Origin of the sequence: Methylobacterium brachythecii (genome assembly GCF_014196345.1) — a bacterium.
GTDB classification, from domain to species: Bacteria; Pseudomonadota; Alphaproteobacteria; order Rhizobiales; family Beijerinckiaceae; genus Methylobacterium; species Methylobacterium brachythecii.
This window is the reverse complement of record NZ_JACIDN010000007.1, coordinates 285,215-310,350: the sequence shown is the minus strand read 5'-3', so window position 1 is coordinate 310,350 and position 25,136 is coordinate 285,215. Positions and strand designations below refer to the sequence as shown.

Annotated in this window: 1 protein-coding gene (cut by a window edge); it reads left to right on the top strand. The window is 66.1% G+C overall.

Annotated features, from left to right (window positions below):
• Positions 1-25,136 carry the 3' portion of an LEPR-XLL domain-containing protein gene (locus GGR33_RS19425; RefSeq protein ID WP_183508278.1) on the top strand. The gene continues 15,733 nt to the left of window position 1, outside the view, so the window shows 25,136 of its 40,869 coding nt (coding positions 15,734-40,869); its start codon lies beyond the left edge, outside the window; its stop codon occupies positions 25,134-25,136.

The following is a 25,136-nucleotide window of genomic DNA, read 5'->3' as shown; positions in this document are numbered from 1 at the left end:
TCGCGACGAACGCGGCGATCACCGGCGGCACCACCGACGTGAAGGCCGCCAACGTCACCGTGCGTGCCAAAGATCAGTCTTCGATCGACACCGATGTTGGCACCTCTGCCATCGCCGCCGCCGGCGGCCTCGTCGGTGTGGCGCCTTCGATCGGCGTGGCGACCGCGCTGAACGTGATCCAGAACGCCGTGACCGCGACGGTCGATGGTGCATCCGTGACCGCAAGGTCCGGCGGCATCACCGTCGAAGCGCTCGTTCCGGCAGACGATCCGGCCACTGCCGGCTTCGATGGTGCGAGCATCCACGCCAAAGTCGCGGCTGCTTCGGCGGCGGTGGCGGGCGGTCTCGTCGGCGTTGCGGTGAGCGGCGGCGGAGCGATCGCCACGAACCTGATCGGTGGCACGACGCGGGCGAAGCTCAACAACGCCAACCTCTCCGCCACCGGCAACGTCGCGGTCAATGCGGCCAACAACAGCAAGATCGAAGCTGAAGTCGCGGCGATCGCGGCCGGCGTCAGCATCGGCGGCGTTGCCGTTAGCGCCAGCATCGGCGCAGGTGTCGCGACGAACCTGATCGGCAGCGAGATCACCCAACTCGTCGACGGCAAGGACAAGACGACGCGCTCGGGCGCCATGGTCGTTGAGGCGCTCGCGACGGGTGCCGCGGTCAAGACGGACAGCGACCTGTCGGTCACCGCCACGTCGGGCCAGACGATCCGTGCGAATGTCGCGGCCGGCTCCGTTGCGATTTCGGCAGGTGCGATTGCCTTCAGCGCGGCCGGCGCAGGCGCTGGCGCCCATAACCGCATCGGCGCGACAATCAACGCCCAGATCGACGGCAACGGCACGAACGCCAAGGTCTCGGCCAACAACGTCACCGTCGCGGCGAGCGACACCTCCTCGCTGTACGTCGAGACCGGTGCGGCATCGCTCGCTGCCGCCGTCGGCTTCGGCGGCAGCGGGGACGCGTTCTCCCTCGCCGTTGCGGCGGCCGACAACGTCATCGCCAACAGCCTGAAAGCCTCGATCGCCAATCTCAGCGGTGGCCTCACGACCAAAGCTGCGGTCAATGTGACCGCGACCGAGAATGCGAGCCTGACGAGCCGGGCGCGTACCGGCGCCTTCGCAGCGAACTTCTCGCCGGCCGGCCTGTCCGTCGCGGGCGGCGGCGCCGGTACGGGCGACACCGTCAGCAGCCGGACGACCGCCGCGATCACTGCGAGCACCGTTACCGCGGCGGGTGACGTCGCGGTGCGCGCCTCCGACACGACCAACGTCGACTCGCAGGTGCTCGGCATCTCCGTGGCGGGAGGCCTGCTCGCCCTTGCCGCCGGCGGTTCGGTCGCCAGTGTGAACGTCCAGCCGACGGTCACGGTTTCGCTGTCGGGCAGCACGATCAAGGCCGACGACGTCCTCGTGACGGCCACCGCAACCCCGACGGCCTATGCCAGGGCGACCGGCATCAATGCCGGCACGGCCGCTGTCGGCACCTCGACGGCCCTGACGAGCGTCAAGGCGAATGTCGGCGCGAGCACCAGCACGAGCAATGTCACAGCCAATACCCTGACTGTGCTGGCTTCTCTCGCCAACGGCTCGAACACCGCAGAGGCGCTCGGCGCGGTCGGCGGCCTGATCGGCCTCAACGCGACGGTGACCAACGCCGAAAACGTCAGTTCTGTCTCGGCCCTGTTCGACACGGGAACCGTCCTGAACATCGCCGGTGCAGTGTCTCTGGCGGCCTCGAGCGCGACGCAGCAGCGCTCCAACGCCAGCAGCGCCTCCGTCGGCCTCGTGGCCGCGGGTGCGACGATCGCGCGGGCGACGTCGGCGACGGTGACGTCGGCCCGTGTGGCCACCACGGACAAGATCAGCGCCGGTTCGCTGTCGGTCACGGCCACCGGCTCGGACGACAATGCCGGCGTCGCGACTGCCGGCTCGGGCGGCGTCGCCGCGGGTGCGGCCGCGCTCGTCGAGACGACGACCGGCGGCAGCACGACGGCAACGTTCGGCACCGGCGCGAAGGTTGACCTCATCACGGGCAAGGCCGGCACCGGCCTGTTCTACCTGTCGGCCGACCACACCACGACCACGAACGGGCAGGTCATCACCAACGCCTACGGAGCCCTCTCGGGCAGCGGCGCGCTGGTCCTGAATACCGTGACGCATGCGGCGGAAGCCGCCATCGGCAACAATGCCGGGATCCTCGCCTACGACATCACCAGCAACGCGCGGAACGCCGTGCAGAAGCCGATGCTCGATGGCGGCCATATCCAGGGCAGCACCGCGGCCGTCGTGACGGGCGCCGCCGCGCTGAGCCAGACCGTGCTCGACCTCTCGACGAAGGTTACGGTCGGCCAGAACGCCAATCTCGAGACCACGGGCTATGTCGGGGCCTACGGCAACATCAGCTTCTCGGCCCTGAACGTCGTCGACGTCTCGGACAAGGTCGTGCTGCACACCTATGGCGGGCTCGCGGGCGCCGGTGCCTCGACCTCACTGGCTGGCCGGAACGGCGCCGGCCTCAAGGCGCAGGTCACGATCGGCAACAACGCCCAGTTGCTGACCCTCGGCAAGCTGACGGCGAGCGCCAACACGCAGGTCACCGCCCAGCTCGTCTCGAACACGGAGACCTTCGGCCTCGCTACGGTGGCCTTCGGCAAGACCGACATCACCCTGCGGCCGGACAACTCCGTGACCGTGGGAACGGGCGCGCACATCACCGCGTACGGCGATCTCACGCTGATCGCCGGCAAGCAGGCTGACCAGCGCGACGATCACTACGACCTGTCGGCGAAGACCGACACCTTCGCCGGTGCCGCGATCCCGATCCAGTCGATCAGCGCGAACATCGACCTGAAGCAGGCCAACACCATCACTGTGAGTGGGTCGGCGCTTCTCGAGACCGGCGGAGACGCCGTGCTCAACACCAACTTCATCGGGTTCGCGGGCACCGACGCCAAGGCGAAGGGCACGAACTGGGCGACGCAGGCGGCCGGCGCAGTCGACAGCCTGCTCGGCGGCAACCCAGAATCCGTCCAGACGGGCGATGCCAAGCAGTCCTCGATCGGCCGTGTCGTCATGGACGGCACGATCCGCACCGGAATCATCAGTGACATCAAGATCGTCCTGAACGATCTCGGCTACTCGGAAGGCGCAGGAGGCGCCGCCGGATCGACCGTGCTCACCGGCACGATCTATCTCGGCGGCCAGGCGATCAACTCCGACGGCACCTTCGCGGCGCCCGGCGCGACACCGGCCTCCTTCACGGTGACTCAGGCGACAGGCGGAGCGACCGCCTCGGTCGTTGCCCCGAAACTGCCGATCGTGATTGCGATGGGCACCGAGTACCAGCGCAGCGGCCTCATCGACGCGATGAACGATGCGATGGCCAAGAAGCAGCTTTATGCGCGCGATGCCGGTCTCGTCGCGTTCTACCAGAGCGAGATCCTGCGCATCGCCGGCATCCTGACCTCTCAGGGCCTCGCGGAAATCTTCTATAACAGCGACGGGAGCATCGCCGGCGTCGGCGCGACCCGTCAGCAGGTCCAGGTCGTTACCCTCGGCGCCTTCACGGCAGGCGCCGGACGCATCGCCGTGTTCGCCGACGAGTTGTCCGGCTCGGGCGCGTTCACTGCTGCCCCGAAGGGCACGGTCGACATTCAGAACAACTCGACCGCATCGTTGCGGATCAACGGCATCAACATGCCGGAGGCGTCCGGCGGTCTGACCTACAACGGTATCAAGGTCTCGGAAGCCGGCAACTTTGCCGATAGCTTGAGAGCAATCACCAACATCAACGTCGCGAACGCGGCAGAAGACAAGTTCACCCCGACCAATCCGGCCTTCAGCGCCATCTCCGGCGGCGGCAGCTTCACCAACGCGGCGCGCAGCACGCTGTCCATCAACAACACACGCGGCGTGACTACCGTCGCGACCGGCAGCGGGGATTTCAGGATCCCGGCTCCCAACCTGATCATCGATGGCAGCATCCGCGCCCTCAACGCGATCTTCACCGCGAACACCAAGGGCGACTACTTCGTCGACGGCCAAGTCGCGGTCTACGAGAACCACACGACGGTCGCGGGTTCCGCTTCCGTGGCCGGCGGGATCAGCGACAAGACCGTCTATGAAATCGCGGGCTCGCCTTACGCGCAGATCAAGATCGCGCTGAGGAACGATGGATTCTCAGCCTCGAGCCCAGCCGACATCCAGGCAGCCCTGTCGAGAGCTTCGAGCACGCCGAACCTCGTCGCCAAAGAGGTGTCGATCAACGCTCAATACGTGAACATTAACGGTCTCGTGCAGAGCGGCTACTCGGACTATACGCTCAACGTCGACGCGACCGCGATCTCTCAGATCGAAGCTGCGCTCCGGAACAAGACCGGGCCGTACATGACGATCGCGGCTCTCTCGAACAGCCTCGTCACGACCGAGCTCGACACGATCAACGAGCGGCTGATCGTGCATGAACTCACCACCTACGGCGGTTCGATCGCCATCACTGGCACGATCCTGAACACCGGCTACGACACCGGACGCCTCCAGGCACTGGCAGGCTATTCCAACATCACGATCACGAACACGTCGAAATACGACCTCGTCCTGGAGAAGCTCGACAACAGCAGTCGTGGGTCCGGCAGCGTGGTGCTGAACGACCTCGCCTACGCGACGAACGACGTGAAGTACCGCACCACGATCATGACCGCGACGAAGACGTCCGGCGGTGCGGACGCGGTCTCGACGATCGTGCGCAACTTCTACAACGACACCAACCGAGCTCCGACGGTGGTCGGCACGGATAAGACGGTCGCCGGCCGCACGGCTGAGTACGATCCGGTCAGCGGCTGGCGCTACGTCTACGCGGTCGGCCAGAGCCAGACCCTGATCGAGACGACGACGACGGGCAGCGCCTCCTGGCTGGGCATCGACGCATTCGCCAAGGATCCGGACACGATCACGGGCTTCAAGCCCGTCACGACCGGCGACGTCCGCAACCTGCCGGAAGGCACCTACTACACCAACAGCCTCAGCGTGACGTCTGCGAACGACGTCTACTTCTTCCCGACCAACGACAACCCGAAGACCGTCGCCAGCGGTGGGTTCAGCCCGGTTCGGAAGGGCGAAAGCTGGGTCGATAGCACCTGGTACGGAAAGAAGACCTACTACCAGGAGTGGATCCGCGAGCAGCCTCAGGAGAAGACCGCGACTGCCAGCATCCAGGCCGACAACCGTATCCACGTCTCGTTCTTCGGCTCGGACACCGGCAACATCACCGTCAACGCGACCGGTGCCGGCAAGGTCATCATCAAGGATGGCATCATCAACACGTCGGGAACGACGACGATCAATGCTGTCGGCTCGATCGTCCAGGAGGCCAACGCCACCGGGATCCAGAGCCAGTCGATCGTACTGACCTCGACGCGCGGCAGCATCGGCACGGGCACGGCTACCCTCGACGCTGTGAAGGGCACCCTGGTCGAGAACGCGAACATGCAGGCCATCAAGGTCGATGGCGTCGCAGTCAAGGACAGCCAGGGCGTCGTTACCGGCTACCTGCCGACGGTGCTGAAGGCGACAGCTGCGGGCTCGATCTATGTCCAGAACGCCGGCGCGAACGCGCTCGGCGTGGACGCCATCTCGGCCGGCGGCGACGTCACGGTCGTCTCGAACCCCGGTATCGCGAAGGCTGCCAACAAGGCGGGCTCCGTGGGCGGCGGCATCATCACGCTCGTTGCGAAGTCTGGCGACATTGGCGCCGTCGGCGCGACAACCAAGCTCGCCCTTAATGCGGGCCAGACACAGCGCGACCGGGTCGACATCCTCGCTGGCGGCAATGTCGGGATCCGGCAGGCGTCGGGCGATCTGCGTCTCAACAGCCTGACGGCGGGTGGCGACGTCGCCATCGTCGTCGACAGCGGCAACCTGCTCAACGTCAACAACGTGGTCGTGCGCGACGAACGCAGGGCGGATGAACTGGCGGGCGGTGTCTGGAAGGACCTTGCCCTCACGGACGCTGCGGCCAACCAGAAATACCTGGACACGCTCAACGCCTATGAGAGCAAGCTCGAGCGCGACTACAACACCTATTGGTCGTTCCGGAACCAGCAGGCCGACCCGAGCCGCTTCGACGCGAACTTTGTGGTCAAGCTCAATGCCGCCAACGGCGAGCTGGCCTACTACCAGCAGCTCTACAGGAACCAAGCTGCTGCGGAGAACGTCGCTGCCAACCGTGTCGACGCATATGTCAGCGACGCGATCGGCGCGCTCGAGCAGAGCCGCACGCTGCAGTACCGGGCACTGAACGCCCAGTACGGCCAGTACGGTGACGTCTATCACGCCGATCTCGCCGGCGACTACGCGACCTACTGGGCGTTCCGCAGCCAGCAGGGCGCGGGCGCGTATAGCGCGACCTACACGGTGCAGGCGACGGCCGCGGCGCTCGCAGCGATCCAGTCTGCGACGCATGCCGCGCCCGTGTCGGGCGACGCCGTGATCGCCAACGTCACGGCGCAGATCGCGCAGATGGAAAGCGACCGCAATCGTCGTCTGACCCAGGCCGAGATCACGGACCTCTACACCGCGGCGTTTCAGGCGGAGGCGCGCAACACGCTGCTGATCGGCAGCGATCGCCTTGCCGCGATCAACGCGACGGTCGCCCAGCAGGTCTCACAGGCGGAATCCGCCCGCACGACGGCCTATACCGGGCTTCGGGTGCGGTTCGACAGCCTCGGCAACAGCTATGACGCGACAAAGGTCTCGACCGCGGACAAGGCGGATTACGACACCTATTGGAGCTACCGGAACGCGTTCGACGCGACGGCCGGCAAGGTTCGCCTGAGTAAAGCTGAGACCTCGGCGCTCTATACCGCCGCCTTCCAGACGAACCAGAGCCAGACCATCACGGGCGAGTTCGGCAAGTACATCGACGCGCAGGTTGCGCAGGTCCAGGCGTCGCGCACGATCGACTACAACAACGTCAAGGCGACCTTCGCGAATTTCGACAGGACAAAGCTTCAGGGCGGCGATTTCGGAACGCAGTACAACCGGTATTGGGAGCTGCGCGATCTCGGTGTCGATCCCGCGACGTCCACCGAGTACCAGCGTCTGGACGCAGCCTTCGCCGGCTTCGGTAACCGCTACCTTCCGAACCTCGCGACCGCGTACGCGACATACAGCAGTTACAGCGCGACGATTACCGGATCCGAACTCGTCAACCTCCGGGCGCAGCTCGCGGTGGACGCGATGTCGCTGACGCTGGGCGAGGCCGCCCTTCGCACGGCGACCTCCACGGCCGTCGCTGCCGCCGAGGCTGGGCTGAATGCCAAGTACGCCGCCCTCAACGATCGCTTCAAGGCGCTCGGCGACGTCTACACCCCCGATCTGGTCGCGACTGCCGACAGGGCGGCCTACGACACCTATTGGAGCTACCGGAACCAGCAGGTCGACCCGAGCCGCTACGACGCCGCCTTCGCGCCGCGCCTCACCGGGCAGGCGCTAGCCGATGCCGTCGCGACGGCCCGTGCGGATGCGGTTGCCGCAAATGCCGGCTCCGACGCCATCACCGCTGCCCTGCAGTCGGCTCAGACGGCGCGGCAGACGAAGCTCACGCAGCAATACGCGGCGCTGAACACGTTCTTCAACGCGCTGCCGGGGTCGACCGGCCTGAACGGCGAGACCGGTCAGCTCACGGCGACGAGGCAGGCCAACGCCACCTTCTTCGTCGACGGGAAGACCGCCGACACCATCAACAAGAGCATCAAGCGCTGGACGTCCGCCGAGCTGATGAGCGCGGTCAGCCAAGGCCTCCTCAAGGAGACCCCGAGCACGATCGTCGACGTCCAGTCTCCGGTCATCAAGGGCCGTTCGGTCTCGATCACCACCACGACGGGCGACGTCGGCTCGACCAGCGGCACGACGCTGATCCCCGTCGGCAATGCTCATCAATTCACGAAGGACGAACTCGTCGACCTGGCCGCGGCCGAGCGCAGCGACTTGGTCTTCCTGACCAAGGCGCCAGTCACCGCCAACGTCGTCTTCACGAACGTGTCGAGCAGCACCGGCACCGTGACGCTGACGAGCGGCAGCTGGGACCACGACACCTTCTTCGACAAGACAGGCAAGCTCTTCGACGGCACCCTCTACATCGGCGGACTGACCTCGAACGCGACGGGCGAGACCGGTGCGTCCATGAAGGTGCTCAGCGTCTCGGGCGGCGTGCTCACCGTTGCCTTCACCAATGGCCGGGCGTTCGCGCAGGAGGGGATCGCCCGCAACATCAGCTTCGGCGTCAGCATCGCGGTCAACGGCGACACGCCGCTCTCGACCGGCAGCATGGCCGTCGACTACCTGAAGGCGCCGCCGGTCACCGCAGACGTGACTCTGACCAACGACACCGCGGCCAACCAGGGCGTACTGACACTCAAGTCAGGGGCGTGGAACACGGCGAACTTCAAGGTTGGCGATACGCTCTACCTCGCCGGCGTCGTCGGAAACTCCAGCGCCGACGCAACGAAGGTCTACCGGATCGCCGCGATCTCCGGCGGCACGATCAAGCTCGAGGTCGGCCAGATCTTCGATCTCAGCGCGGGCAGCAACGGCCGTCTCGACGCGACGATGGATGTCGGCGTGCGGCTGTCGAGCAGCACCGTCGGCGGCGTCTACGTCATCGAGCGCGACCTGGCCTACGCATCGGACAGCTTCCTCACCGACGGTTTCCGCGATGGAATGCGGATCGGTGTCGGCGGCGCCTTCGGCGCGTCCTACGCCAACTCCACCGGCGGGTCGGCCTACTACCAGATCGCCAAGGCGAGCGCCGCGACCCTGGTGCTCGACCTCGGCAACTCGACCGCCGCGAAGCCCAGTCTGCAGAACGCGACTAACATCGTCGTGTCGCAGTCCCGGCAGGATCCCAACAATCCGCTCAACTCCGTCACCCAGCTGCTGATCCAGAAGCGCAAGGCGATGGTTCTGCAGAGCAGCGGCACACTCGATGTGACGGCCGCCGGGCAGATCTACGTCACCACGCCCGGCCCGGCGACGATCGGTCTCATCAAGTCTACGGACGGCAAGGAGATCCGCCTCAAGACTGATAGCGGCATCTTCAACGGCCGCAGCGATGGCGCCGCTTCCGTTGTCGGCGGCGACACCGTGCTCGAGGGCGGAACCGGCACCGTCGGCACCGCGACCAAGTCCGTTACCGTGGACCTGACCGGCGCGCTCGCAGTGCGCTCGGCCGGGAGCCTCTACGTCACCGCGCCGAATGGCGACCTGAACCTGGAATCTGCCTACTCGCAGAACGGCGACGCGTTCTTCGTGGCCAAGGGCAGCATCCTCGACGGCGTCCATACGGACACGACGAAGATCAGCGCCCACAACATCTATCTCAAGGCGGGCGGCTCGATCGGCACCAAGGCCGACGCCCTCGAAGTGAAGCTCACCGATCAGACGAATGGCGGCATCCGCGCAAGCGCCGTGGGCGACATCGTCCTGACCGCGACCACCGGCGACATGCGGGTGATCGCGATCACCACGCAGGGCAACGTCGTTCTGCGCGCCGTCGACGCCATGGCCTCGATCCTCGACGCGGGTGATCTGACCAACCCGCGCGACATCGATTCCACGCCCGCTTCCGGCCGCGGCAACACCAACATCAGCGGCCACTCCGTCCAACTCGAAGCCAGCGCCGGGATCGGCGCCTCGGGCAACGAGCTCGAGATCGACAGCAACGTCGGCAACACCATGGACGGCACCGTCACCCTGAAGGGTGGCGCGGGCAACATCTATGTGATCGAGCAGTCGGGCGACCTGCGCCTGGCCACGGTTGGCACGGATGTGAGCCACATCGCCTTCATCAGCACCGTTGCGGGCAGCATCCTCAACGGGGCCGCGAAGTACGACACGCTCGACCCCTTCAACACCGATACCAACCTCACCTCCGGCAAGGCCTACCTCATCGCGGCCGGCGGCAGCGTCGGCACGGCCGACAAGCGCATCGTCGCCAAGATGCAGAGCTCGGATGCCGACGGCTTCGGCGGCATCGAGGGCAAGGCCGATCAGGACTTCTACCTCTGGAACGTCGGCGGACTACGCGTCGGCGGCGTCGTCGCTGCCGCGAAGTTCGGCGTCCAGGCCGGCAAGGCGATCAACATCCGCACATCGAGCCCGGTCGAGATCGCCAACGACATGATCGCGGAAGGCGCGATCCTGATCGAGTCTGGCGAAGGCAAGGACGCCAACGGTCAGCCGATCCCGCGCGATCCCAACATCAAGAGCACCCAGGACGATGTCGTCGTAAAAAGCGGCACGACGATCTTCTCGACGGGCAGCACGGTTACCCTGAACGCCGGCGACTACCTCACGGTCGAGGCGGGCGCGACGGTGAAGGCCAACGGCGCAATCACGCTGCGGGCCGATTGGGACAAGGACAAGCAGCTCTCCTCGAACGATGCTGCGGCCGACATCACCCTCCAGGGCAACTTCGTCGGTGCCTCGATCACGATCCTGGGCAGCACCAAGGGCGGCAACATCGCGCTCGACGGTACCTTCAAGACCGGCGACCGGACGATCACGGCCACGCGCGACGCGGGGGGCAACCTCACCGTTGCCGGGATCAGCGAAGGCACGCTCACGCGAAGCGGAGCGACCACCATCACGGGTGGCGCGGGAGACACCACCTTTATGCTCGCGGGCAGCTACGCCACTGGCGCGCTGACCATCACGGGCGGCGCAGGCAAGAACGCCGCCAACCTCGGCGGCAGCTACACGCTCTCCTCGCTCGGCATCGATCTGGCGGACGGCGAGAACACGCTGAAGCTCGCCGGCACCTACGGCGTCGACAACGCGGTGACGCTCAAGGGCGGCAAGGATGCCGACCACTTCGACCTCCGCGGCAGCTACACCGCCCGCTCGATGGATCTGGGCGCGGGCGGAGGCTTGAATGACCTGACGCTGACCGGCACCTACGCGGTCGCAAACGCCTTCAAGATTACCGGCGGCTCCGGCGTCGACACCCTGACCGACTCCCGCAACAACGATAGCCCCGCCAATGTGACGGCGGACTCGCTGACGATCGATCTGGGCGATGGCGACAACACCATCACGCTCTCGGGCAGCTACGACACCACGAAGGGCAGCGATCCGAACGGCGCGCTGTCGATCCGCACGGGCACCGGCCGCGACATCGTCGATCTCCAGGGCAGCTACACAGCTGGCTCCATGACTGTGAACGCGGGCGACGGCCGCAACGACGTCACCTATACCGGCCTCTACAAGATCGCCGACGCGTTCTCGATCACCGGCGGCTCGGGCCTCGACACCGTCACCGACACACGGACGTCCAGCGGTACGACCAGCCGAGCCGACGTGACGGCGGGTTCGCTCTCGTTGAACCTGGGCGACGGGGCAAACACGCTCACCCTGACCGGCGACTACAAGGTCCGGGGCGCGCTCACGATCACCACGGGCGCGGACCGCGACGTCATCGACCTGCAGGGCAGCTACGATGCGGCTTCGATGGCGGTGTATGCGGGCGGCGGCCAGAACGACGTCACGCTGACCGGGGTATACCGGATCACCGATACCTTCTCGATCACCGGTGCCAGCGGCAGCGATACGCTGACCGACCTGCGCGTGACGGGCGGCGTCGTGTCGAAAGCCGACGTCGAAGCGACGACGATGACGATCAACCTCGGCGACGGCGCCAACACGGCGACGCTCGTGGGCAAGTACCGGATCGGAAACACCTTCTCGCTGACGGCCGGCTCCGGCGACGACATGCTGACCGATCATCGCTTCTTCGGTGGGATCGTGACGGATTCCGTCGATCTGCAGGCTGCGACGATCACGCTCGCGCTCGGGAACGGCAAGAATCGCGTCGCGCTCGCCGGCAATCTGAGCGCGACGAACGGCTTCACTCTGACCACCGGTACCGGAGACGACACGATCGTCGACGCGGCCCTGGTCGGCGACACGGCCATCAAGACCGCGACGATCACGGCGAATACGATCGGGTTCGATCTCGGCGATGGCAACAACGCCCTGACGCTTCTCGGCACGGCCGTCGCGACCTCGACGATCGCCCTGACCAGCGGTGCCGGGCGCGACCGCTTCGCCCTGCGCGGTACCCTCCGCGCGTCGACCACGACGATCCGCCTCGGGGCGGGTGACGACCTCCTCGACCTGGTGCCCGTCGCGATCGCGGGCAACACGAAGATCTACGGTGAGGATGGCGCGGACACGATCAACGTCGACCGCCTGCCGAATCTCCTGACAAAAAGTGGCGCGGAGCCGACGCCTCAGAACAGCTCGGCTCGCACCGACACGCTCGACATCGACGGTGGCGAGGACACGGACACGATCCGGCTCCAGGTCAACGGAAACTCGACCTACCGGATCAACGTCACGGATTCCGGCCGGCCAGATAACGGCGTCGACACGCTGACGATCACCGGCACGACCGCCGACGACACGTTCCTGATGCGGAAGAACTTCGTCGCACTCGTGCATCCGGACGCTGACGGGACCGACCCGGCCGACAGCAAAGTCGAACGCATCAACTACGACATGTCCATGAACGGCCGCGTCATCGTCGAAGGCGGTGACGGCGACGATCGCTTCTACATGGACGACAACGCCGCGCTGATGACCATCGACGGCGGCGCCGGCAAGGACTTCTTCCAGGTCGGTCAGGTCTTCGCGACGCCCCGCGATGTGGCCAACGGCCTGCTGGCGGAGGATGTGTTCGAGACCACCAAGCTGTCCTTCGGCGGATACCTGTCGCGCGGTATCTCGATCCCGACCGTGATCTACGGCGGCACTGGTGATGACACGTTCCAGATCTACTCGAACAAGGCGGATCTGCGCCTCGAAGGCGAGGACGGCGACGACACCTTCATCGTGCGCGCCTTCGCGACCGCCCAAGAAAACAAGATCAAGATCAACGCCGGCACGGGTAACGACCGGATCGAGTACAACATCAACGCGCCGCTCGACATCGACGGCGGCTCCGGATTCAACACCATTGTCGCCCTCGGCACCGAGTTCGACGACGTGTTCGTCATCACCAGCGACGGCATCTATGGCGCCGGCCTGTCGATCCGCTTCACCAACATTCAGGCGGTCGAGGTCGACGGCTTGGAAGGCAACGACACGTTCTACGTGCTGTCCACGCCGGCCGGCGTGGTCACCACCCTGATCGGCGGCCTCGGCAGCGATACCTTCAACATCGCGGGCGACGTGAGCGGCGAGGTCGTGGCGCGCGATGCCAAGGGTAACTCGGCGGTCATCAACCACTCCGTCACCAGCCTGGACAAGCGCTTCGACGGCCTGTTCGTCCAGGGCGTCAATGCCTCGGTCTCGGCTGCCGATGCGGGCGCCGTCAGCGACGGCGGCGGGATCACGCTGCGCGAGGATTCCGTCATCACGACAGTCAACGCGGAAGGCAGCCGCGTTGGCAGCTACACGATCGAGCCCCCGCTGCCGTCGAGTGCAAAGCCGCTGACGGCGATCGACAAGGCGGTGATCACGGTCTCGGCCGCCCAAGCCTCGTCGCAGATGCGTGGCCTTCCGGACGCCGACGGCAAGCTCGGCACCGCAGGCACGATCGAGCTCTCGAAAGACAACGGCACCTACGCGGACATCATCACACTGACCTTCACTGCCGTCTCCGACGGCAACGGCGGCTACAAGTGGAGCCCTGCGCAGACCGTCTACGTCCGTGCCAAGTCGGACACGGTGCTGGAGGGCGACCAGAACGTGGCGATCGGCCACTCGGTGCTCAGCACCAATTCCGATGTGAACGGCACCTACGTCCGTACCGCGCTCGTCAAGGTGATCGACAACGACAAGCCGGGCCTGATCATCACCGAGAGTGGCGGCGGCACCGCCGTGATCGAGGCCGCCAGCGGCGTGCCGCTGAAGGACCAGAACAAGGACAGCTATACGGTCGTCCTCAACAACGCCCCGCTGGCGAACGAGACGGTCCGCGTCACCCTCGACGTGCCCGCCGCGCAGCTCGCACAGCTCGCCTTCGCCAATGCCTCGGGCAACGCGCTGCCGCGGGATGCGGTCTCGGGCCTGCCTTACCTCGTCTTCACCGCCGCGAATTGGAATGTGGCTCAGACCGTGGTGGTGTCCTCTCCGGCCGACGGCGTCGCCGAGAACCGTTACGTCGCCGAGATCACGCATGTCGTGACGAGCAGCGTCGACGGCACTGGCGCCGAAGGCTTCTTCAAGTCGTCGCTCGTCGCCAAGCAGATCGTGCGCGTGCAGGTCACGGACGGCAACACGGCCGGCGTGGTGGTGACGCCGGCTGCCGGCGGCGTCGCAGTGACCCCGACCCAGAATTCCTCATACGACCTCGTCCTGAGCACCGCGCCGACCGCGCCGGTGACGATCGCGCTCGCCAATGACGGCCTGACCATCCAATCGAGCAGCGACCCCCGCTTCACGGCGGCCTCGGGCAACAACCCCGCCACCGTGACGTTCGACGCGACGAACTGGGACCAGGCGGTTCACGTGATCGTCAAGCGCAATCCGAACGCGTCGAACGCCACCTCCGACATCAAGACCTTCTCGCGTCAGCCGCACGATCTCAGCCGGATCCAAGGGCCGCTGGTGCTCGAGGGCGGCGTCGGTACCGCGAACCGCTCGCTGACCCCGGCCGTCGTGCTGCCGGGCGAGAAAAACCCGACCGTCGATCGAACGATCGCCAACAGCGGTAAGCCGGACTTCGACAAGGTGACGTTCTACAACGACACCACGACCGCCGGGGTTTCCGGTACGTTCAGCTACGACGCGGCAACCGGCTTCAGCCATGTCGACGATTTCGGCATGTCGATGAACGACGTCGTGAGCACCAAGGGCACATTCCTGGGCGGCGCCACTTATCGCGGCATGAGCTCTGTCGAGCTGTTGCTCGGCTCCGGAAACGACACCGTGTTCGTCACGGGCACGGATACGAAGACGATCACGGCGATCCATGGCGGCGGCGGCGCCGACCGCATCACAGTCACCGGATCCGAGGGCATTCTCGCCCTGTTCGGCGACACCACGGCAGACAACAGCCGCTACGACTCGACACCGACGAAGCCGACCGGCCGTGGCTACGCCTTCGGCGACGAAGGCACGATCGGACCCGACGGCAAGGTTATCAGTCTCGACGACACCATCGACGCCAGAGGTGCGACCGGCCTCGTGATCATCGACGGCGGTGCTGGCAACGACACCATCTGGGGTGGCCAGGGCCGCAACATCATCGCGGGCGGCAGCGGCAACGACACGATCTGGGGCGGCCCCGGCGCGGACATCATTCTCGGAGACTCGCGCTTCAACCTCGACGACGTGCGCCGCATCCTGACGATCGCCGATCCCGGCATCGGCGAGGCGCGTGCGAACGGGAAGGATACGATCAACGCGCTCGGCGGCGACAACGTCATCGTCGGCGATCACGGTCAGATCTATCAGGATGGCTCGTCGGTCGCGCAGATCGCGCTCGAAGGCACGCAGGTGATCAGCCGGGTGGTGTCCACCAACACGGGCGTCGGCGGCGACGACATCATCACCGCGACGGACGGCAACAACATCATCATCGGCGGCTACGGCGCGGACCAGATCACGGTCGGCAAGGGCAACCACGTCATCCTCGGCGACAGCGGCGAAGCCCTCTTCGTCGGCGGCATTCTGACAAGCCTGCGCAGCATCGACGGAGCCATCGGCGGCAACGACACGATCACCGCAGCGGACGGCAATACCACGATCATCGGTGGCGCCGGCGCCGACGAGATCAAGGTCGGCGTGGGCAACCACGTCATCCTCGGCGATACCGGTGAGGCAGCCTTCGTCGTCGGTTCGGTCACGCTCAACAACGTGACGGTTCCGGTTCCGGTGCTGATCGCGATCAAGACGGCTGATGGCGAAGCCGCCATCGGTGGCGACGACACGATCACTGCAGCCGACGGCAACGTCACCATCCTCGGTGGCGCCGGTTCCGACACGATCAAGGTCGGCAAGGGTCGTCAGACCATTCTCGGCGACAGCGGCTCGGCCACGTTCGTCGACGGCCTGATTGAGACCGTCACCTCGGTCGCCACCAGCATCGGCGGTAACGACATCATCGAGGCCAAGGACGGCGACACCACCATCATCGGCGGCGCAGGCGCGGACCAGATCACGGTCGGTGCCGGCAATCACGTCATCCTGGGCGATAGCGGCAAGGCCACCTTCCGCAACGGTAAGCTCGTTTCAATCGAGAGCATCGACGCGGGCGTCGGCGGCAACGACATCATCACTGCGGCCGATGGCGACGTGACGGTGATCGGTGGTGCAGGCGACGACAAGATCACGCTCGGCGCCGGAACGCAGGTCGTGCTCGGCGATAGCGGCTCTGCGACCTACGTCGACGGTAAGCTCGCGACCATCACGTCGACCGCGACCGACATCGGCGGCAACGACACCATCGTCGCGGCTGACGGCAACACCACCATCATCGGCGGCGCCGGAGCGGACACGATCACGGTTGGGAAGGGTAATCACGTCATTTTGGGCGACAGCGGCAAGGCCGTCTTCAGCGCGGGCGAGCTCGTCTCGATCGACAGCATCGATCCGGGTGTCGGCGGCAACGACACCATCACTGCCGCCGACGGCAACGTGACGGCGATCGGCGGTGCGGGTGACGACACGATCACCCTCGGCGCGGGCACGCAGGTCGTGCTCGGCGACAGCGGTTCCGCGACCTTCGTCGACGGCGTGATCGCGACGATCATCTCGATCGCCACGGATATCGGCGGCAACGACACCATCAAGGCCAAAGACGGCGACGTCACCATCATCGGCGGCGGAGGTGCGGACCGGATCACGGTCGGTGCCGGCAACCACGTCATCCTGGGTGATAGCGGCAAAGCCACATTCCGGAACGGTCGCGCCCAGCGCGTCGAGTCGGTCACGCCGGACATAGGCGGCGACGACATCATCATCGCCGCCGACGGCAACGACACGATCATCGGTGGCGCAGGCTCCGATACGATCGAAACCGGCGCGGGCAACCACGTCATCCTCGGTGACAACGGCGAAGCCGACTTCACCGTCACCGTGAGCGGCAACACAACGACCAGTCTGCTCGCGCGCATCGCCACCACGGCAACCGCGATCGGCGGAGCGGACAAGATCACCTTCGGCAGCGGCACGAACGTCGTGCTCGGCGGCGCAGGCGGCGACACGATCATCGGCGGCGACCGTGGCGCGGTGATCCTCGGCGACAACGGCATCGTCACCTTCGACGAGAACGGCCTGATCCTGCAGGCGGTCTCGATCGACGAGAAGATCGGCGGCAACGACACCGTCTCCGTCGGCGACGGCGACAACATCATCATCGGTGGCTTCGGCCGCGACACCATCAGCGCCGGCAACGGCAACAACGTCGTGCTCGGCGACAGCGGCCAGGCCGATTTCGTGGCCGGTGCGCTCGTCGAGATCACGAGCACCAGCCCGGAGATCGGTGACAAGGATACGATCACGCTCGGCGCAGGTCGCAACACCGTCATCGGCGGCGCCGGTGGCGACGTGATCAAGGCCGGCGACGGTGCCGACGTGATCATCGGCGATGCCGGTCATGCCACCTTCACGGCGGCTGGCCTGCCGATCCTGGTCGAGACGCTCTACGACAACGTCGGCGGCGCCGACGAGATCACCGTGGGAGACGGCAACAGCGTCATCCTCGGTGGCTCCGGCAGCGACACGATCACCGCTGGGAACGGCCGCAGCGTCGTGCTCGGCGACAACGGCAAGGCCACCTTCGACAGCCTCGGCCGCGTGCTGCAGGCAGCGACCACTGCCGCGACCTCCGGTGCCGGCGACGTGATCATCCTCGGTAACGGCGGCAGCGTCGTCATCGGCGGTGTCGGCAGCGACACGATCACCACCGGCAGCGGCGCCGACGTCATCATCGGCGACAACGGCAGCGCCGTCTTCGAGAACGGCGTGCTCGTCTCCATCGAGACGCTGGAATCGACCTTCGGCGCGGCCGACCTGATCGATGCAGGCGAGGGCGACAACGTCGTGTTCGGCGGTGTCGGTGGCGACGACATTACCACCGGTTCCGGCAAGGACGTGATCGTCGGCGACGACGGCTACGCCACGTTCGAGAACGGCAAGCTCGTTCGGGTCTCGACGAAGAACGACAGCGTTGCCGGCGACGACACGATCCGCGCGGGTGACGGCGACAACGTCGTGCTCGGCGGCTCGGGCAACGACACCATCACCACGGGCTCCGGCGCCGACATCGTGTTCGGCGACAACGGTGCGGTTGACTTCGTCAACGGCATCCGCTCCGAGGCGCTCAGCGAGCGCGCCGGCGGCGGCGGTCGTGACACCATCGTCACGGGTGTCGGTGCGGACCTCGTCTTCGGCGGTCTCGGCGCGGACTTCATCGACGCGGGCAAGGACGACGCCGACGCCGACATCGTGTTCGGTGACGACGGCCACGTCCTGTTCGACGTGCTCGGCCGCGTTCAGTATGCGGAGACCGTCGACCCGACGCTGGGCGGCGACGACATCATCCTCGCGGGTGGCGGCGACAACATCGTCTTCGGCGGCGCGGGTTCCGACGACATCACCACGGGTGCCGGCAACGACATCGTGCTCGGCGACAACGGTTCGATCACTTTCTCAGGCGGAATCCGTCTGGAGGTGATCAGCGACCGGACCGGTGGTGCAGGGGATACGATCAAGACCGGCGCGGGCGCCGACATCGTGATCGGCGGCCTCGGCGCAGACACCATCGACGCGGGCAAGGACGACACCGATGCCGACATCGTCTTCGGCGATAACGGTCACATCACCTTCGATGCCCTCGGCCGCGTGAAGCGCGCCGAGAGCCTCGACCCGGGCTTCGGCGGCGACGACATCATCGAGGTCGGCGGCGGTGACAACATCGTCGTCGGCGGTACCGGCTCCGAAACGATCACGGCGCGCGGCGGCAACGACGTCATCATCGGCGACAACGGCTACGCGTTGTTCGACAAGGGCGTGCGCGTCCAGTTCGAGTCGACCGACACCACCAATGCCGGCAACGACGTGATCGATGCGGGTGACGGCGACAACATCGTCATCGGCGGCTCTGGCAGCGACACGATCACCACCGGCAAGGGTGCCGACATCGTCCTCGGCGATAACGGTCTCATCGCCTACGAGCTCGGCGTCATCTCCCTTGTCCAGAGCGACCGTAACGGCGGTGCGCGCGACATCATCAAGACCGGCGCGGGCGCCGACATCGTGATCGGCGGCGTCGGTTCGGACTCGATCGATGCCGGCAAGAACGACAGCGACGCCGACATCGTGTTCGGTGACAACGGCCGCGTGAGCTTCGATGCCCTCGGCCGCGTGAAGCGCGCCGAGAGCCTCGATCCGGGCATGGGCGGCGGCGACGAGATCGATGCGGGCGGCGGCGACAACATCGTCATTGGCGGCACCGGCTCCGATACGATCACCACCGGCGAGGGCTCGTCGGTGATCCTGGGCGACGATGGCTACGCCTTGTTCGAGCAAGGCATCCGCGCCGAGTTCGCGTCGACGGATACCAGCGATGGTGCCCGCGACGTGATCAAGGCCGGCGATGGCGACAACATCGTCATCGGCGGTGTGGGTTCGGACGACATCGCCACCGGGAACGGTGCCGACGTGATCCTCGGCGATTTCGGCCTCGTTCGGTACGAGAACGGCCTGCTCAGCAGCATCTACACGACCGACGAACGCCTTGGCGCGCGCGACGTGATCAAGGCCGGCGATGGCGACAACATTGTCTTCGGCGGCGCCGGCTCGGACGACATCACCACGGGCTCCGGCTCAAATGTGATCGTCGGCGACTTCGGCGAGGCAACCTTCACCGACGGCCACCTGACCCGGATCGCCACGCTTTACCCGGACCGCGGCGGTGACGACCTCATCAATGCGGCCGATGGCGACAACGTCATCATCGGCGGCTTCGGCAGCGACACGATCACGGCTGGCAAGGGCGCCGATCTCGTCATCGGCGACAACGGCTTCGCCACCTTCCGGAAGGACGGCAAACGCATCATCGTCCAGACCACCGATTCGACGATCGGCAGTGCCGACACGCTGAACCTCGGCGACGGCAACAATGTCGTGCTCGGCGGTGCGGGTGGCGATACGATCACGACGGGCTCGGGTTCGGACGTAATGCTCGGCGACCACGGCAGCGTCAGCTTCGACGAGGCTGGCCTGCTGGCGCAGGTGCTCTCGACCGACACCGCGATCGGCGGCAACGACGTCATCTCGACCGGCGATGGATACGACGTGATCGTGGGCGGCTTCGGTGCCGACAAGATCAAGGCCGGTAACGGTGCCAAGGTCGTTCTGGGCGACAGCGGCCAGCTGGACTTCGCGGCCGGCGTGCTGACCCAGGCGCGCAGCCTGGATGCCAAGATCGGCGATGCGGACACGATCGAGCTCGGCAACGGCATCCGCCTGGTGATCGGCGGTGCCGGCAACGACACGCTGACGGCCGGGGACGGTGACAGCGTGGTGCTCGGCGATGCCGGCCTGGTGACCCTGGTCAACGGCAGCCCGGTCCATGTCGAGAGCACGGATTTCGACGTCGCGGGCGACGACGTGCTGACGCTCGGCGCCGGCAACAGCGTGGTGCTGGGCGGCTCGGGCGCAGACCGGCTGACCTTAGGCGCAGGCCGCTCGGTGGTCCTGGGCGATAACGGCAGGGTCGAGCTGGACTCGCTCGCGCGTCCGACCGCGATCGTCTCGCTGGCGCCCGAGATCGGCGGCAACGACACGATCGTCGTGGGTGACGGCGGCTCGGTGGTGATCGGGGGCGCCGGTGCCGACACGATCACGACGGGCTCGGGCAACGACATCGTCCTTGGCGACAACGGCGAGGTGACGCTGTCGGCCTACGTGCCGATCCTGGTGCGCACGACGAGCCCCTCGGTGGGCGGCGCGGACGTGATCAAGGCCGGCGACGGCGACAATGTCGTGCTCGGCGGTGCGGGCGGCGACACGATCACCACCGGTTCGGGCTCCGATGTGATCCTTGGCGACAACGGCAGCGTCGGTTTCGACGCGGCTGGTCTCCTCGCACAGGTGCTCTCGACCGATACGGCCATTGGCGGCGACGACATGATCGTCGCGGGCGACGGCCGCAACATCGTCTTCGGCGGCTTCGGCGGCGACACGATCACCACCGGCAGTGGCGACGATGCAATCCTCGGCGATGCCGGCCGCGCGCTCTTCACCGGCGGCGTGCTGACGATGCTCGAGACCATCGATCCGACGATCGGCGGCGACGACGTCATCAATGCCGGCGACGGCGACAACCTGGTCTTCGGCGGGATCGGTGCGGATCGCATCCTGACCGGCGCCGGTGCAGACATGATCTTCGGCGACAACGCGCATGCCGACCTCAGCGTGGTCGGCGGCCGCGCCGTGATCCGTCGGGCCGCTTCGACCGATCCGCTCGCGGGCGGTGACGACACCATCGATGCCGGCGACGGCAACGATTACTTGGCCGGCGGCACCGGCGCGGACACGATCTTCGGCGGCGCCGGCCACGACGTCCTGTTCGGCGACCACATGCTCTACGATCTCGCGCTCCCGGCGAACCAGCGTGCGGTCTCGATCTTCACCGGCGCCAATGACGGCGGCGGCAACGACGTCATCCACGGCGGTGACGGCGACGACTTCATCTACGGTCAGCAGGGCGACGACACGCTCTACGGCGATGCCGGTGACGACGACATCACCGGCGGCCACAACGTCCTCGGCGGCGCCGACGGCAACGACACGATCTACGGCGGTGACGGTGCCGACGTGATCCTGGGCGACAACGGCATCATCACGCGCAATGTGCTGGTCGACGACGTCAAGGGCGTTGCCTGGCAGCGCAACCCGGCGCCTTTCGCCGATACGGTGATGCGCGACGTGCTGCGCTTCGACCTGATCGACTTCATCGGCGGCAACGACACGATCTATGGCGGTGCCGGCGACGATCGCCTGTTCGGCCAGCTCGGCGACGACCGGCTGTTCGGCGGAGACGGATCCGACGAAATCGTGGGTGGACTCGGCCGTGATTTCATCGACGGCGGGGCGGCCAACGACATCCTGCTCGGCGACGAGGGCCGCATCGTGCGCGCCTACAATGCCGACGGATCGGCCGTCCTGAACAGCGACGGGACCTGGCACCGCGACGTGGTGCTCGAGGAAATCGGCTGGGTTACCGCGACCATCGCCACGGACGCTCAGGCCAGTGCCGACAACACCTCTGATCTCGCTGCCAAGCTCGGGAACGCAGACCTCATCCTCGCCGTCGGCGCGAAGGACGCCTCCGGAGCGCGCATCCTGCAGGGCGCAAACGGCGCCTGGACGACGGCGGCGCTCGCAGTGCAGCTGGCTGCCGCCGATGACGACCTGATCGAAGGTGGCGACGGTAACGACGTGATCTTCGGTCAGCGCGGCAACGATACGCTCCGCGGCGGCGCTGGTGACGATCTGATCTTCGGCGACCGTGCTTCGAACCTGTCCGAGAGCCTCTCGGATCAGCCTGGGATCGTGAATGCGATCCGCCTGATCGGCGCCGCCGCCGATACCGGGGTCACGCTGCCGATGGGCGGCGAGGTGGTGGTTCCGGCCGCAAACCTCGTGCCCCAGGCTCTCAGCGTCGGAACGCCTCGCATCGAGGTCTACCCGGCGATGAGCGGGGTCGCGAACGACATCGCTGGCGCCGGCCCTCTCCGGCGCAACGACGGCAGCAGCTGGACGGTCTACGCGTCTCTCGTGCCGAGCCTCTACAACACCAACGGTGTTCTGGCCGGCAACGACACCATCGACGGAGGCGCAGGCAACGACACGATCTATGGCGATAGCGGCGAGACCTACGTGCTCGATGTGACCGCCTATGCGACGCTGAACCAGCAGATCGATACCGTTTCGGCATCGATGCAGAACCTGTTGAACGTGTTTGCAACCCTGAGCCGTGGCGTCGATCTGCAGAATGCCCTCCAGGGGAAGGCCTCGCCATCCACGATCTCCTACGGCAACGACACCATCACTGGTGGCGAGGGCGACGACCTGATCGTCGGTGATGCCGCGCGCACCATCGTCCGCGGCCAAGGCCCGCTCCGCAGCCTGTCGAGTGACGCCGCCCAGGCGCTGGGCGACTTCCTCTCGGACATGACTGGCGTGCTGAGCGGTCTCAACGCGACCGCACAGTTCGCCGGGTCGAAGGTCAGTGCAGTTCTACAGAGTGCGCCGGATCAGGGCTTAGGCTTCTCCAACGGCCTGTTCTGGTCACCGGAGTTGCCCGTCCAGACGTTGTCGAACCACATCATATCGATCGGCAACGATACGATCGATGCGGGTGCGGGCAACGACCTCGTGGTCGGCGACACGCTTGTCATGCTCCAGCCAGGCGTCGCGCATGGTCTTGCTGCCTTCGATCCCAATCATCCCGATGCAGCCGCAATCGACGCGAACCACTATGGGCGCGCTGTGAACCGGGCCTACGAGCTGATTGGGAACGTCTCCGCGAACTTCACTCCCGACTTTGGAAACATCGCTCTCAGCTGGCTCGTCAGCGCCGCATCGCGGGGCGACCGCCTCGAAATCGGGAACGACACGATCTTGGGCGGCGAGGGCAACGATACCCTCATCGGGGATACGGCCCTGATCCAGAAGCCGGCTGCGAACGCGGCAGAAGCGATCGGCGTGACGGCAGCGAGCCTCGCCGAAGATCGGGCGCAGGTGAGCGCGCGCGTGTTGAACTACGGCTCGACCGGCCTCGGCTCCCCCGCTCTGCCGTGGACGAACGGGTATCGGAATACATTGGCGTCGTCGTACTTCGGCGCCTACTATCCTCCTCTCTACAACACTGAGTTGTTCGCTCCATTCTATGGATTGGGCGCACTCACTCCTGCCTATGGTAGCGTGCTGAACGGCATCTACTCTCCTTTCTACGCGCCATTCTTGAGGTATCTGTCAGGCGCCGGGAACTCCATGCTCGGATACGGCTACCCGTATTACGGCTTGAGCTCGCCGTATCCCGCTTATGGAAATGTGCTGAGTGGCATGTACTCGCCGTTGTACTCGCACTTCTTGGGCTACTCCGGACTTGTTCAGCCGAATTACGCGCTGTCTTACTTGGCAAACACTGGCAACTACCCGTTCGGATACGGTGCTGTGTTGGCCAGGGGTCTCCTGGCGCAGCCTTATGGCCTGGGCATTCTCGGCTACGGCCTGGGGTATGGCATCTACCCCTTCGCGCAGGCAGCTCCAGCGTCGACCTCAGGGATCTATGCAGGCTCGGTAAAGGCCGGGGAGGACATCATCACTGGCGGCGCGGGTGATAACCGCATCTTCGGCGCGACTGCGACCTTGGTCCCGGCTCTCGACGCGTCGGGCCAGATGGTCGGTCCGAATGCACTCACCGCTCTCAACCCGACGGTGATCGGCCTGTCGCAGGGAAGCTTCGATCCAGGCGCCTATGCGAACAGCACCGGGGTCCTGACGACGAATGGCATCCCGAGCCGGGCGCTCACTTTCCACTACGGCGTGCCGGTGGCCGGAAAGTACACAACCGCCAACTTCCTCTCGTATCTCTCGTCCTATGGCGCGCCGACGTATCAGTCGTGGGCGCAAGGATACGGCTTGCCCTACGCACAGCTCGGGTACCCTGGCCTGTACGGGCTTTCACCGTACGGAATCCGGGGGCAACTGTTCGGCGCATCGCAATCGACGGGACCCGATCAGATCTCGGGCGGCGGCGGCTTGAGCTTCCTTGGCTACAACAAGGGGCCGATCTGGTCCTTCGACGCGGGCGTTACGCTTCCGTCGCTGTCGTCCGCGATGGCCGACACGCTCTCGCCGAGCGCTGTTGCCACTCGTCCGTCGGTGATCCAGGCCGTTGCTCACCGGCCGCTGCTCGACAGCGATGTGATCAGGGCCGTCCAGGGAAGCGAGATCGTGCTGCGCGCCAAGCCCGTCGCGGCCGCGAGCCCGCCGAAATACACGACATGGTACTTTGACGAGGCGAAGGGGAGCCTGGAGCAGAAGGCGCCGGAGGAAGAGGACATCCTGTTTCTCGCCAATCGCTTCGGCAACCTGGTGCGAACTGCGAGGTGA